5 protein-coding genes are annotated in these 15,347 nt (G+C 71.4%); 1 reads left to right on the forward strand and 4 read right to left on the reverse strand.

Annotated elements, in window-relative coordinates; genetic code table 11:
• Positions 1 to 4 precede the first annotated feature (4 nt).
• The gene (gene ccrA / locus NQZ70_RS17525) at positions 5 to 1,267 is read left to right on the forward strand and encodes a crotonyl-CoA carboxylase/reductase (RefSeq protein WP_129575230.1); all 1,263 of its coding nucleotides are present in this window, start codon (positions 5 to 7) and stop codon (positions 1,265 to 1,267) included.
• A gap of 391 nt (positions 1,268 to 1,658) precedes the next feature.
• Here the strand turns inward: ccrA and NQZ70_RS53385 are convergent, their stop codons facing one another.
• The 4 genes from NQZ70_RS53385 to NQZ70_RS17540 all read right to left on the reverse strand — a co-directional run bounded on the left by NQZ70_RS53385 (position 1,659) and on the right by NQZ70_RS17540 (position 15,342).
• The gene (locus tag NQZ70_RS53385) at positions 1,659 to 2,120 is read right to left on the reverse strand and encodes an Imm26 family immunity protein (RefSeq protein ID WP_129575231.1); all 462 of its coding nucleotides are present in this window, start codon (positions 2,118 to 2,120) and stop codon (positions 1,659 to 1,661) included.
• Positions 2,117 to 8,722 carry an RHS repeat-associated core domain-containing protein gene (locus NQZ70_RS17530; protein WP_129575232.1) on the reverse strand — a complete coding sequence of 2,202 codons (6,606 nt, stop codon included), beginning with the start codon at positions 8,720 to 8,722 and terminating at the stop codon, positions 2,117 to 2,119. The genes NQZ70_RS53385 and NQZ70_RS17530 overlap by 4 nt, the downstream gene beginning before the upstream one ends.
• A gap of 885 nt (positions 8,723 to 9,607) precedes the next feature.
• Entirely contained in the window at positions 9,608 to 10,894 is a 1,287-nt protein-coding gene (locus tag NQZ70_RS17535; protein ID WP_129575233.1) for a patatin-like phospholipase family protein, read from the reverse strand.
• Entirely contained in the window at positions 10,891 to 15,342 is a 4,452-nt protein-coding gene (locus tag NQZ70_RS17540; RefSeq protein WP_165374024.1) for a serine/threonine-protein kinase PknK, read from the reverse strand. Before NQZ70_RS17540 ends, NQZ70_RS17535 begins: the two co-directional genes overlap by 4 nt.
• Positions 15,343 to 15,347: the final 5 nt, after the last annotated feature.

Genomic DNA, 15,347 nt, shown 5'->3' on the forward strand with positions numbered 1-15,347 from the left:
CGCGATGGCGGACGCATCGTATTGCGAGAGCACCTCGTACGCAGAAAAGGATCTGTATGAGCTGGGTGAAATGCCTCCGCTCGGACACGTGCCGCGGAGCATGGTCGCGTGGGTGATCCGGCGCGATCGCCATGGCGAGCCGAGCACCGCCATGCAGGTCGAGGTCGTGCCGACGCCGCGCATCGGCCCGGATGAGGTCCTCGTCGCGGTCATGGCCGCCGGGATCAACTACAATGGCATCTGGGCCTCGCTGGGGAAGCCCGTCTCGGTGTTCGACGTGCATCGGCACGACTATCACGTGTGCGGCTCCGACGCGGCGGGCGTCGTGTGGGCGGTCGGCAGCATGGTCAAGCGGTGGCGCATCGGCGACGAGGTCATCGTGCTCGGCAGCCAGGACGACGGCGAGGACGAGGAGTGCAACGGCGGCGATCCGCTGCTCTCTCCGACGCAGCGGATCTGGGGATACGAGACGCCGCATGGCTCGTTCGCCCAGTTCACGGTCGTGAAGGGGCGGCAGCTGCTCGCGCGGCCCCGGGGCTTGACCTGGGAAGAGAGCGCCTCTTACCTCGCCTCGCTGGCGACCTCGTACCGCATGCTGTTCGGGCACGCCCCGCACATCCTGCGGCCGGGGCAGAACGTGCTCGTCTGGGGCGCGGCCGGCGGCCTGGGCTCGATGGCCGTCCAGCTCGTCGCCGCGACGGGGGCGAACGCGATCGGCGTGATCTCGGACGAGAAGAAGCGCGATTTCGTCATGTCGCTGGGCGCCAAGGGCGTCATCGACCGCACCCAGTTCAGGTGCTGGGGGCCGTTGCGCGCGCTCGACGACGCGGCCTATGCAGCGTACATGAGCGAGGTGCGCCGGTTCGGGAAGGCCATCTGGTCGATCACGGGCCAGAAGACCGACGTCGATCTGGTGCTCGAGCACCCCGGCGAGTCGACGTTCCCGGTGAGCTGCTTCGTGGTGAAGCGCGGGGGCATGGTGGTGTTCTGCGCCGGCACGACCGGGTACAACTTCACGATGGATGCGCGGTTCGTGTGGATGCGTCAGAAGCGCATCCAGGGGAGCCATATCGCGACGTTGATGCAGGCGAGCCAGGCGCACCGCCTGGTCCAGGAGGGGCGCGTCCGTCCGGTCCTCTCGGAGACGTTCTCGTGGCACGAGATCCCGAAGGCGCACATGAAGATGAGGCAGAACCTCCACGAGCCTGGGAACATGGCCGCGCTCGTCCAGGCCAGGGCGCCGGGCATGCGTTCGCTCGAGGGGTAAGCGCACGCCCTGACGGCAGCTCGCCCGTCGCAGCTACCGGCCTCTGGCCGCGAGGTGACGGCTCGTCCTCTGCGATCCTGTCGATCTCCGGGTGTATCCGGCGAGAGGGGTGGGGTGGGTGATCGTCTCGACGCGCCTTCCACGGAGGGGCCGTACCAGAACCACCGGATCGGGCGGCCGAGGCTGTCGACTTCGACCGTACTGTCGGCGCCGCCGGTGGTCGTGGTCCGCTGCACCACCCGCCAGGCATCCCGATCCGGACCGCCGTCCTTGGTGCGCGACAGCGCGATCGCCGTCTGCGTGCCGTCGGGCCGTATCTCGAGTCCCAGGCGGCCGAAGCCGTCGTGCCTCCACTCGGTCACGAGCCCGTTCGGATGGACCTGCTTGACAGTCACTTCGCCGGAGACAGGGTTCGGGTGAGCACGATTTCCGCTGCACCCGTTCCAAGCACAGCGTCTCGCTCCAATGTGCTTTCATATTCGATTGGCGTCTCGGATATCACAACATTTGCGTCGTCTCCATATTCCACAGCCCACGCTCGGCGTGAAAGGTCATCTCTTCGCACGAAGCGTGGCACGGGCCATCTGTCGCGATGCCAGTCCTGATCGTGCCCAATGACGGCCCAGTCTTCGTTAATAATCGCGAGATCTCCCACCCTCAGAATTCGCACGGCAGAGTCGGGATCAAGGTGTTTTACGTCATCCATGGATGGCAGCTGCTCCCAAACCGTCCTGAAGAAATACGCAAGGATCACTCCGCCGCTCGCGGCGGTTCGTGCCACGGCCCCTACGGCAAATCCCCCAGATCGGAGAGGGACAGCGAACCACGTCCCCTCAACAACGCTCTGTTTCATTGTCCCTTCAAGAATTGCATTGCTGCGTCTAGGTATGTTTGAATTCGAGGATTGTGCGGACTGATTGGGCTGATGCGATCCAGTGGCGGCTTGTGCGTTTCATATAGCAGCTGCTCCAGACCTCGCTGCTCTGCGTACACATCGGTCCTGTGCACCGGCTCGAAGGTGAGGTCTCGGTGCGCAGGATCACGGCCGTGTTCTGCCGCCCTCCTGGCGAGATCGCTCGTTCTGCCTGAGCGCATCACCTGGCCCGTAATCGGATCACGAAGAACATAAGTGCCGCCTCTTGGTACCACTCCCCTCGCGACCCCCGCCGACTCCTCCGCGAGCGCCCCCAGCCCCTTGCCCAATCCGAAGACGGTTGCCGCCGCGAGGATCATCGCCTTGGTCCCCGCCGCGCCTGCCTCCCGGTAGTCGCCTCCGTCGATCGCGAGGGCCGTATCCGCGGCGCCCAGCCCGATGTGGTAGAGTGGGTTCACGGCGTTGAGCGCGCCGAGGATCCCGTCCTGCTCGTAGCCTTCCCAGATGGCGCCGCCGAGCTCGTAGCCGCCGTACATCCCGAACGTCAGCGCGTTCAGCACCAGCGACCGTGCGATGCCGAAACCCAGGTCGCGCGTCCCCTCCGCGGCGCCCAGCAACGTCTGGCCGACGACGGTACCCGGGCCGCCGGCGCCGGCGTGCTCCGGCGAGAGGGTCACCGGCTGCGGCACATAGCCCGACGAGGTCCCGGTCGTGCCGACGTCGACAGACGCGGTCGTGGCACCGACCTCCACGGACTCGCGATTGGCTTTGACGGGCCGAACTCCTTGGATCGTCACCGAACACCCGCGCACACAAGGGGTGACGATTCCGTCGCTCCCGATGACCGCTGAAATGGGCAATCCCCCGGCGGCTTGGGGCTCTTCCTGGAACCCGCTCGGATCCACGTGGTTGAGCGGGTCGTTGCGCACGTAGCTGTAGGGGTTCCAGCTCTGGCCCGAGAGCGGCGCTTGCACGATCGGGTCGGTCGTCAAGAACCGCCCGATCCTGGCGTCGTACATCCTGCCCCGCATGTTGACGAGCCCGAGCTCGTCATCGCCCTCGTGCCCGGTGAAGCCCCGCGTTGTCTCGATAGAGAACGACGCCGGCGTGGGCTCTCCCCACACCGGGTTTCTGCGCTGGCCGAACGGATCGTAGCTCCGCCGCTCGATCACATCGCCGTCCTCGTCGGTGACAGCATCGACCGAGCCGAGGTGATCGACGTGCACATACCGGGTGCCCGGCTCTCGCCCGCCACGGGTCACGATCGCCACAACCCGCTCCGGCGAGCGCACGTAGTACCGGTGCTCGGCCCTGCCGGTCGCCGCGTCGGTGACCCGCTCGACCAGGTCGCCGAAGTAGATCGTCTCCTCGTCCGGCGTGGTCTTGCGGATCCGCTGCTGGTCGCCGTCGTAGCCGAACGAGACGGTGCTCGCGCCCTGCGTGATCGCCCTCGGCAGGTCGAACGGCGTGTAGCTCACCCGCACCCCGCCCGGGCGCGCGATCTGGTTGCCCACGGCGTCGTAGCCGAAGCTGTCGGCGCCGGCGCCGGTGACGGCGTGCGGGTGCAGCGGGTCGTCGTACGAGAGCGTGCCGGCGTCGGGCGCGAAGGTGAGGTTTCCGTTCGGGTCGTGGTCGTAGCGGAGCGCGCACGGCGCCGTCGCGCTCTCGACGTCGCTGAAGTACGCGCACGTCAGCCGCTCGAGCGCGTCGTATCGAAAGCGCTCGTTCCGGTGTTGCGGCTGCAGCGCGTCGGTGCGCCTCGTGAGGCTGAGCCGGTCGTCATAGCCGTAGCCGAGGTCCTGCACCGCGGTCGCGCCGCTGCGGGTGACGACGCTCTTCAGCCGCTGCTTGTCCGCGTAGTTGCTCCGCTCGGTGACGGCGCCGTTGCCGAACGCCTCCTCGCGGTAGCGGCCTGCGCTGTCCACGTCGGTCAGCTGCCAGTAGGCAGAGCGCGTTGCGCTGTCGCGCACGGCGAGCACGTGGCCATGCGCGTCGTGGTCGTGGGCCACCACGAACGGCGCCGCGCCGGCGGGTGTGGGGTAGGTGATCGTCTCGACACGGCCGAGCTCGTCATAGCCGAGCCTGCTCTCCAGCGCCGCGCGCTCGCCGTCGATCCGGAGCGCCACCGTCTCGAGCTTGCCGTGCTCGGTGTAGCCGTACGTCTTGTCCCCGTCGGGGCTCTCCAGCACGTGGAGCTTGCCGATGCCCTGCCCCGCGGTGTCCCACGTCCAGGTGGTCGTCAGCCGCTCGGCGCCGTCCTCGTCCACGCGCGAGGTGGTGCGCCCGAGGCCGTCGTAGGCGAGCGTCATCACCCGCCGGAGCGCGTCGGTCGACGAGACCAGCTCGCCGAATCCGTCGTTGGTGAAGACGGTCGTGCCCCGATCGGGATGGTCGAGCTGCCGCACGCGGCCGAACGCGTCGCGCGCCGTCCGCGTGGTCGCACCGCCCGGATCGGTGACCGTGTAGAGCGCGCCAAACGGGCCATGCTTGTAACGCGTGACCCCCATCGCCGCGTCGGTGATCGTCACCGGTCGTCCCAGCGGGTCGTGCTCGACCACGGTCACGTGGCCGAGCGGATCGGTGACCTCGGCGCGCAGACCGTCGTACTCGATCTCCACGACCGCGCCCCACGGAGTCGTATGCCGCACCTCGCGGCCTACCGCGTCGTGCTCGTAGATGTCGTAGAGAGCGTCGTCCGGCGACGTGCCCTCGGTCACCGGCACCGAGCGCCGCGCGATGCGCTCGCCGCGTGCGTCGTACGCGATCTCTTGCATCAAGCGCCGCGGCTCGCCCGCGGCGCCTTCCACGGAGGGGCCGTACCAGAACCACCGGATCGGGCGGCCGAGGCTGTCGACTTCGACCGTATCGTCGGCGCCGCCGGTGGTCGTGGTCCGCTGCACCACCCGCCAGGCATCCCGATCCGGACCGCCGTCCTTGGTGCGCGACAGCGCGATCGCCGTCTGCGTGCCGTCGGGCCGTATCTCGAGTCCCAGGCGGCCGAAGCCGTCGTGCCTCCACTCGGTCGCGAGCCCGTTCGGATCGACCCGCTCGACCAGCACGCCGAGACCCTCATCGAACGCCACGCGCGTGGTGTGGCCGGCCGCGTTGACGTGCGTCTCGGGGAAGAGCCCCTCGGCGTCGTACGTCGTGCTCCACGCCCGGTGATGCCCGAACGCATCGTCCGCCGTCACCCCGGTGACGTTGCCGAAGTCGTCCCGCGCGATCACGACATCGAGCTTGGTGTCCGGGATGCCCTCGTCGCTGTCGATCGACTCGGTCTCGATCTCGCCGTAGATCGTCGTCGTGCGCGCGAGCAGGCGGCATTGCGAGAGCCCCGCGGCCGCGCTGCATTCCTTCTCGGTCTGGAGCTGACCGAGCACCCACCGCTCGGTGTCGTTCTTGAAGGTGCGCGTCGTCTCCAGCGTCAGGTCGACGCCGCGGGTCGAGACCTCCTCGGCGCGCACGTTGCCGAACGCGTCGAAGTCCGTCACCTTCGCCGCCGTGTCGCGCAGCAGCAGCGCGCCGCCCCCGCCACGCTCCACCTGCTCGACGTACGCCTCCACCGTGAGCGTGTCGCCGCCGTCGACCGGATAGACCCCCTGCGCTCGCCGGAGCCGGCGCTCGGTCGGGAGCGTGAAGTAGCTCGCGCCGTTGTTGGTAGGCACCATCTCCCGCGTCACATCGAGGAACGAGAGCTCGATCTGCTCCGGTCTGGGCTGGTCCGGCAGTCCCGGAGCCCAGCGCCATTGCTGCTTCACCTGCCCCGCGAACGGAAAGACCTCGAGCTCCTCGTCGAACGTGACGTTGTCGTACCGCTCGGCCGTCCCCGCGCCGGTGTCGGCCTCGACGACCACGCGCTCCCCGAACCCGAGAAAGCCCCGCCCGAGCCGGTGGTAGCGCCCGTCGCGATAGCGCACCTCGAAGCGCCGCGCCCGGTCCGCGCCGTTGTTGAGCGCGTAGCCGCTGACGACCCGCCGCGGCCCCACCGCGCAGCGGCGCGGGTACTCGCAAGCGTTCGCCGCGTCGTCCCGCGACACGTAGAGCATGCTCTCCCGCTCCGGAGCTCCCGCGGCGGTGCCGTTCGTGATCGAGGCGTCGGTGAGGTGGCCATACGCGACGCTCACGTTCGGCACGAAGCCCGCCTCGCTCGGCTCGTGCGCGTTCATCCCGTCCGAGACCGCGACGAGGAGATCCCGATCGGCCGCGAGGTTCTGGAAGACGTTGAACACGCCCCCGAGCGGCAACACCACGTCCTGCGCCCCGTCGCCGTCGACATCCCCGATGCGCGGCCCGTGCGGCTCGGCCAGCGTGACGGCCTCCCCGACCGCCGCCTCGAACGGGATCCCCGGGTCGACAAGCGCGAACGTCGGCCCATCGCGCGCGCCGGTGGCCTGGAGGATCGCCCAGGAGGGCAGCGCGAGCGATGAGCCCGGCAGCATGCCCGGCGGCACCGGCATGAGCAGATCCTGCAAGCCGTCGCCGTCGTAGTCCAGGGGCGCCGCCAGCCGGAAGAACGAGTCCTGTGCGCCGAGGCTCTCGAGGACGCCCGCCGGGCCGAGGCTCTCGACCGCCGGCGCATCGAAGGTCGGCCCCGTGTTGAGGGTCGTGCGGAGCCCGCCGTGGCTGAAGCCCGATTGCACCGCGTCGGGCAAGCCGTCGCCGTTCACGTCGAGGAACACGGTGCGGCCGCCGCGAGGCGGCTGAGGCAGCTCGGTGTCGAAGACCTCCCAGCTGCCGTCGTGCCGCCGGGTGAGCGCCCCGTACGTCGGCGCGGGGAGCATCGTGCCATCGCTGAACGTCAGCACGGTCGCCACGACCAGATCGACCTTGCCGTCGGCGTCGAGGTCGAGCGTCTGGATCTCCATGTCGCACGGAAACCCGTTGAGCGGTTCCAGCGACTCCCCGGTGACGTCGAACCCCGCCGGCGTGCCGTTCCGCTCCGGCTTCCAGCGATGGACGGTCCACGTCGCCTCGAGCGGGTTCTGGGTCAGCGTGCGGCTGTGGTCGTCGCACTGGATCAGGTCGGGCACGCCGTCGCCGTCCACATCGGCGAGGTGCACGGCGCCCTCGGGCAGGCGCAATCCGGGCGGCGCGGGACGGACGCCGAGCGGAAAGGGCCTCCGGATGCCCGTGTCGTGGACCTCGAAAGTCAGGTCCGGCCGGGCCAGGAGGACAAGCCAGGTGTCGCCGGTGTCATGGACGTCGTGAAGAAAGACGTCCGTCCGGCCATCCTGGTTGAAATCCAGGGCCGTCCCGAGCTCCGGCTGAAGGAGCTCGGGATCCGAGGACCCGTGTGGATTGGCGATCACGGCCCAGTCCTCGAGGAGCGCCAGGGTCGCGGGCGCGAAGGGAGCCGCCGAGCCGCTCGACCGTCGATTGCGCGCGACGAGCCAGCCGGTGATGGGGTTCTCTGGCGTGCTGAGCCCGGCGACCACGTCCGGAACCACGAGGTCGTCGAGCCCGTCGCCGTCGATGTCGAACAGCATGGGGCTCGCCTTCCGGGAGGTCGGCTTGGCGACGTCCGTCGCGATCCTCCGGAACCCCGCCTCGCCGCGGCTGTACTGAAAGCGCGTCGGCGGCTTGCATACCCCGTCGCCCGCGCACTCCTCGACCTGCGTCAGGAGCGTCCGATTCGTCGCCTCGCTGACCTCGTACGTGAACCCGTAGCGCCGCACCAGCGCGTCGTCCGGGCCGAGCATCTGGATCTCGTCGAGGCGCAGCGAGCGCTGGAGCGCCATGCCGCCCGCGTACTGCGTCCGGACCTCGGCCGGCTCCTTCGTCTCGTACACGAACCGCACCGCCCGCGACGGCGCGAGCGCCGGCTCGCCCTCGAAGCTCGTGTAGCGGATCTCGTCGATCGCGTACTCCGCGGTGAAGCCCTCCTCGGCGTCCGCGGAGCAGTATTCGTAGGTCATGGCATTGCCGCGGCCGTCGCGCGCCTTGGTCGCGAGCCACGCGCGCGCGGCGCCGCCCCGAGCGACCGGCTTGCCGCTGTCGCTCTTGCCGTACTCGATGACGAGCCCGGACGGTATCATCGCCTCGAAGAAGAGCGCCTCCGCGGGCGCGTCCCCTTCCGCGGCGTAGTGCCCGACCACCTTGACCATCGTGTCGGGGAACGTCCGGTACTCGATCGTCCCCGCCGCTCGCCCCACCGCGACGAGCCGCCTGTCGTCGAGGCAGAGCGCGTCGTCGGCATCGTACCGGACGCCGCGGATCTCCCCGTCCTGCGCCAGGCTCTTCGGACACCGCGTGATCGCCGACAGCCCGGCGATGGAGAAGCCCAGCCCGAGGACGCCTTCTCCGGCGCTGCTATCGAATTGAATCGCGAGCCGTGGCTCCACGCCTGCCCGCCCCGGGACGGCGGTCAAAGGCATCACGTACACGGCCTCTCCGCCGCTCGTGACCGAGAACGTCCCGGCCATCGCGCCCGCGGAGACGGTCGTCACCCCCGGCGCGTGTCCGGCCCGCGGCGGATCCCTGGACGCGCGCGTCCGGCAGGCGATGATGCCGTGAGGACGAACCGGCGGGAGCTCGGGGCTGCACGAGCACCCCGCCTGCGCCAGCACGCAGCCTAGAAACATCAAGAGCGGGATCAACGCCCGCAGAACACATCGCGGCACCGGCGCCATCGCGGCCTCCCTCGCGCAGAGGAGCACATAGAGCCACCGCGCATGCAAGCGTCATCCGGGCACAAGGCCTCGGCGGAGATGCGGTGTCTCTGGGGTGGGAGGCGTCGATTGCTCCATAGGCCTGCGCCCCATGGGCCCTCGCGACGCTCTCCGCAGAACGAAGAGGGCTCCCTGCAAGCCGCGGCGTCCTGACGGCAGTCCATCGAGGCTTCGCTGGCGCCGAACGGAGCTCGCCGGCAGGTCGGAGCCGCTTCCCCGCAGCCCCAGGGCGCTCACCAGCAGCCCATGGGTGCTCGCCGGTAAGCCCAGGGCGCTCACCAGCAGCCCCTGGGTGCCCGCCGGCAGGTCCGGGGCCCTTGCCGGCACCCGCTGGTACCGCTCCTCGGACCTGCTGGTATGGCTCCTCGGACCTGCTGGTATGGCTCCTCGGACCTGCTGGTATGGCTCCTCGGACCTGCTGGTATGGCTGCTCGGACCTGCTGGTATGGCTGCTCGGACCTGCTGGTATGGCTGCTCGGACCTGCTGGTATGGCTCCTCGGACCTGCTGGTATGGCTGCTCGGACCTGCTGGTATGGCTCCTCGGACCTGCTGGTGCCGCTCCTCGGACCTGCTGACACGATTCCTGGCCGTCTCGCCGGGTGCTGGCCGCGCTCCCGGCCCGCTGGCGGCGCCCCGCGGGGCCCCCTGGCCGCGCTCCGCGGTTCGCTGGGTTCGCGCCCGCCCCGCTGGGGCGCGTCCCTGGGGCGCTGGCGCAGCGCCCCGGCGTCGACACCGTGCTCTCAGGGCGGCCGAGCCCGCGGAGCACCCCCTCCGAGGGCCGGGCAGCTCCAGACGAGCTAAATGGACCCCCCCGGCCCCACCGGAGGCGGAATCGACCACTCCGCGCTGTCCGAGAGCCTCGGCTCCGCCTCCTCCGCCGCGCTCCCGAAGAAATCCGCCACGTCGTGCCGCCTCGCCTCCGCGTCCGCCCGCCCGAGCTCGATCAGCTTCCGCGTGAACGACCCGTCGAACAGAAGGTAGCTCGCCAGGTCCGCGTCGTTCTCCGCCCCCACGTCCACCAGCGAGAGCAGCCGCCGCATCATCGCCGGCCCCCCCTGCACCTTGCCCGCCCTCACGTGCTCCGCCGCCAGCCGCCCGAGATCCACGCTCGGCCGCACCACCAGCGTCTCCACCCGCCGGTACGGCAGCGCCCCGCGCTGCGCCGCCCCCCCGTTGATCGAGTGCAGGAAATCCGGCCCGAACGCCCGCTCCCCGTCCTCGATCATGTGGTTGACCCGCGTCAGGACCTCGAAATCCGTCTGGATGTGGTCGAGCAGGAACGCGTTCAGCACCTTGCCGAGCACCAGCGCCATCCCCGGCGGCTTGCCGCTGTCCCCCGCGTCGATGCTCCGCACCTCCCGCGACAGCCCGATCGCCAGCACGTGCGTCGCCCCCAGCCGGAGCGCCGGCGCGATCGGCGTGTTCTGCCGCACCCCGCCGTCCATGTACAGATCCCGGCCGATGCGCACCGGCGGGAACAGGATCGGGATCGCCGCCGACGCGAGCGCGTGCGGCGGGCCGATCAGCGCCCCGCGGATGATCGTCCGCGGCGGCGCCGTCGTCGGCAGCGCGCCGTCCGGGCCGGTCTGCATGAAGATCACCGTGCGGCCCGTCGCGATCTCGGTCGCCGACACGCTGACCGCCGACAGGTAGCCGTGGCGCAGCGTGCGCGCGATCGCGCGCCACGGGATCTCCCGCTCGACGAGCCGCTGCATCGGCGAGACGTCGAACAGGCCCACGCCCTCCGAGCCGCCGCCGAACATGAGCTTCGGCAAGGAGATCGCCTGCCGCACCCCGAAGCCGAGCACCGCCTCGAGCTTCAGCTGCGTCCACAGGTTGACGAGCCGCCGCACCCCGAGCGTCGGATCGTCGAGGTGCGCCGCGAGGTAGCACGCGTTCACCGCCCCCACGGACGTCCCGCACAGGATGTCGATCCGCGGCGGCGCGCCCCGCAGCCGGGCGAACGCGTCGAGCACGTACGACATCACCCCGACCTCGTACGCCCCCCGCGCGCCGCCGCCCGAGAGGATCACCGCGACCTTGCGCCGCGGCTTCGTCCCTGTCCTTCCGCCGGTACCCGTCATGCCATCTCCCCGCGGCGGAGCGGGTCGTGCCCCGCCGCCGGACCCTCGGCCTCCCCGGCCAGGATGCGCCGCACCACGGCGCGCTCCAGGAACAGCGCCCTGAGCCGCGCGTCGCGGATGTAGCTCGCCACCTTCTGCACGTGGAGCGCGGCGCGGTGGTACGCGTCCGCCGCGCTCGCCGGCGCGCCCTTCTGCAGCGCCTCGCAGCAGAGGTCGCGCACCTCGATGCCGTACTCCGAGCTGCCCGCCTCGACCGCGCCGAGCGCCGTCCGCGCGAGCAGCACCCCGGAGTGCACCTCGCCCGCGTCCACCCGCGCCGCCGCCTCGATCGCCGTCGCGTACGCGTGGTAGCTCATCAGCCCCTGCGACTCGGCGAGCTGCCGCGCCTCCGAGGCGTTCGCGATCGCGGCCTGGACGTCGCCCTGCGCCTTCGCGAGGAGGCCGCGCACGTTGCGCTCGTGGATCATGTCGTACACGCTGCCGGTCACCGCGATGAGCGCGCCCGCATCGGCGCAGAGGGTGTGCGCGGCGTCGGCGTCGCCCGCTTCGAGGAGGATCCCCGCCGCGCAGAGGAGCGTGTCGGCCCGCGCATCCTGATCGTCATAGCGCTCGTGCGCCTCGCGCGCCCGCTTCATGTACGCGAGGCTGCGCGGGATGTCCCCGAGCTTGGCGTACGCGTGGCCGATGTTGCTCAGCGTCTTCGCGATCTGGAACCTCCCGCCGATCGCGAGATCGATGGAAATCGACGAGAGCCCGACCGCGATCGCGTCCTCGAAGCGCTCGAGCACGAACATCGCCACCGCGAGCGAGTTCTTCGCGCGCGCCTCGCTGCGGCGCGCGCCCACCGCGCGGAACACCGCGATCGCCTCGGCGTAGGCCTCGACCGCCTCCTGCACGCGGCCGACCCGGCGCAGCAGCACCCCCTTCGTGCGCAGCACCTCCGCGCGCGCCCGCGGCGTCAGCCCGCCCATGTGCGTCACCCGGAGCGCCCGGTCGGCCGCGCTGATCGCGCCCTGGACGTCGCCGAGCTCGCGCAGCACCTCCGAGAGGATCGTCAGCGCCTCGACCTCGAGCGCCGGGCGCCGCGCGATGCGGGCGATCTCGGCGGCCCGCTGCGCCACCGGCAGGCCGCGGGCGAGGTGGCCGTCGTCGAGGTCGAGCCGCGCGGTGCGCACGAGCGCGAGCGCGGCCCACCGCGCCTGCCCGCTCTCCTTCGCGAGCTGGCGCAGCGCCGTGAGGTGCTTCTTCCGCTCGCGGCGGCGGCCGAGGTGGCGGAAGATCGCCTCCAGCGCCTCGTGCGCGATCATCCGGCGGGTGTCGCCGGTCGGCAGGAGCGACAGCGCGCGCTCGTAGTACCGGCGCGACAGCTGCGCCTGGTGCCCGGCGCGCGCGGCCCGCGCCGCGTCGAGGTAGAGCTCCGCCGCCGGCCCGGGCGCCTCGCCGCGCGCGAGGTGCTGCGCCACGATCGCGGCCGAGAGCCCCTGCGCGAGCGGCGTCGTCGACAGGTGCTCGCCGAGCCGCCGGTGCATGCGCACGCGGCTCGCGCTGTCGAGCGCGAGGTAGGCGACGTCGCGCACGAGCGGGTGCCGGAAGTCCACCGCCCCGGCGCGGCGATCGCACAGGCCGCGCGCGCAGAGGCGCGTCACCGCCTCGTCGTCCGCGAGCCGCGTCAGGTTCAGGATGTCGTCCTTGAGCAGCGGGCCCCCGGCGACCGCGAGCCAGTTCACGACGTCGTGCTCCGCGGGCGGCAGCTCGCGCAGCCGGTCGCCGATGAGCTGCTCCAGGGTCGACGGGAGCGGCTCGCCGCGGTCCCCGGTCCGGTCGTGGCGGACGAGCTCGTGCCGCCCGTCCGGGTGCTCGACGATCTCCAGCGTGCCCCGCTCGAGCAGCGCGTCGACCATCTCGAGCAGGAAGAACGGGTTGCCGGCGACGCGCGGCACGAGCTCGCCGCAGACGGCCGCCACGCCCTCGCGCACGCCGAGGCGCGCCTCCACGAGGCGCATCTGCTCCTCGGCGCCGAGGCCGCGGAGCTCGATCCGCACGAGCCCCTCGATGAACGGCGTCACGCGCTCCTCGGGGCGCGTGAGCAGCAGCACGAGGATCGGGAGCCGCTCCGAGCGCTGCTTGAGGAGCTCCGAGATGAGCTCCAGGCTCGGGCGATCGGCCCACTGGAGGCCGTCGATGACGACGACGAGCGGCTGGTGGCGCGCCAGCGAGCCGAGCAGGTACTTCACGCCGCGCACCACCACGTCGCGGCCGTAGGCCGACGCGTCCTCCTCGGGGTGGTCGAGCTGCTTGCCCGTGACCAGCTCGGCGAGGCGCGTGACGATGCGCGCCCCGAGCGGCGAGCGCGCGATCGACCCGAGCAGCGCGCGGATCACGTGGGCGGCGTCGTCGATCGAGTGATCGAGCCCCATCCCGGTGACGTCGCGGAGCACGTCGCAGACCGTGGCGAGCGGCAGCTCGCTCTTCACCGGCGAGCACTCGACGTGGAGCACGCGCGCCTCGCCGGGGAGCTCCGAGAGGAACGTCGAGATGAGCGCGCTCTTGCCGATCCCCATCTCGCCGACGATGACGCGCGCCACCGACTGGCCCCGGAGCGCGCCGCCCGGCGGGCTCGGCGGCTTGCTCTGCCGGCTCGGCGGCGGCGGCGGCTCGCTCTCGCCGTAGCGCGCCGGCGGCTCGGCGAGGCCCTTCACGGGCGGCGACACCGCGCGGTGGTAGGCGGCGTGCAGGTCCGCGCGCTCCGCGTCGCGCCCCACGAGGTCGTTCGGCGACAGCGCGATCTCCGCCATCCGCTCCTCGCGGGTGAGCGGGCGCTGCAGCGCGTAGAGCCGCATCTGGTGCGGGACCTGGTAGCCGCCGGCGTCGTTGAGATCGAGCGAAGGCGCGTCGCCCCAGCGGAAGTCGCGCCGGACGAGGCGGTAGACGCCGCCCGCGACCCAGGTCTTGCCGAACGGGGTGCGGCTGCCGAGGCGCTCGGCCAGGAAGTTCGCGGGCTCCTTGAGCACGTGGTTGATGAGGTGCCCCTGCTCGTCGCGCTCGCCGTACGCGATGCCGCGGACGATGCCGATCGCGGCGCGGAGCTCGACGGGCAGGTCCTCCGACGCGCCGGCGAGCGCCTCGTGCACGTCGACGGCCAGCGAGGCCGCGTCGGCCGCGGCGCGCGACGGGTTCGCGAGCAGCCCCACGACGGCGCGCGCGCTCGCGTGCGACTCCCAGGACCAGATCGCCCCGTGCTTGAAGGCGATCGCGTCGAGGGTCGTGCGGATCGAGCGCCCGCTGCGCTTGCCGGCGAGCCGCCCCTGCGCCCCGAGCAGCTCGTCCACCCCCTCGATGCGCAGCGTCACCACGGCGACGTGGCGCACCTCGCGCACGATCCGCGGCGCCCCGGTGTTCTCGGCCTCGCCGCCCGTGCGCGCGGCCGGCACCGCCGCGAGCGTCTGCGGCTGCGCCATGGAGCCGCTGTCCGGGGGCCGCTCCTCCGCGCCGCCCGCGGCGTTGTCGCGCGCGTCCTCGTGGCGATCGCGGCCGAGCAGGTGGGCCACGGTCTGCTCGACCGACGCGTTGTCGACGAGCTCCTGCTTCGCGAGCAGGACGCGCGCGATCGCGCCGGCGAGATCGCGCGCGGTCTGGAAGCGGTCCTCGGGCGCGTGCGCCATGGCGCGCATCACGATCGCCTCGAGCTCCGCCGGGATGTCGCGCGCGTGGGCCGACGGGGGGTCGAACAGGCCCTCCTTGACGGCCTGGAGGAGCGCCTCGTCGTCGAGCTTGCCGTAGGGCGAGCGCATGGCGAGCAGCTCGTAGAGCACGACGCCGAGGGCGTAGATGTCGCTCCGCCGGTCGACGCGCTCGCCGCGCGCCTGCTCGGGCGACATGTACCCGAACTTGCCCTTCAGCACGCCGGGCTCCTCGCGGAAGAGGTTCGCGCTGGCGATGCCGAAGTCGGCGATCTTCACGACGCCCTCGAACGACAGGAGGATGTTCTGCGGCGAGACGTCGCGGTGGACGATGGCGAGCGGCATGCCGCCCTCGTCCTTGCGCTCGTGGGCGTAGTGCAGCCCCTTCGCCGCCTCGGAGACGATGAACGCGGACACGAGGGGCGGGATCCGCGACTCCTTCTGCTGCGCGGCGCGCATCAGCTTGCCGAGGTCGAAGCCCTCGACGTACTCCATCGAGAGGAGCAGCCCGTCCTCGCCGTGGTCCGAGAACTCGTAGACCTGGACGATGTTCGGGTGGTTCAGGCGCGTCGCGAGGTGGGCCTCCTCGACGAACATCGCGCGGAAGCGCCGCGAGGCCCCGTGCGCGGGGAGGATCCGCTTGACGACGAGGAGCTTGTAGGTGCCCTCGGCGCCGCGCTTCTTGGCGAGGAAGACCTCCGCCATGCCGCCAGCGCCCAGGCGGCGCTGGATCTCTAGGTCGGCGAGCTGGGACGGGTGCTTGGCCATGCAGC

Source organism: Sorangium sp. So ce836, from assembly GCF_028553905.1.
GTDB classification, from domain to species: Bacteria; Myxococcota_A; Polyangia; order Polyangiales; family Polyangiaceae; genus Sorangium; species Sorangium cellulosum_D.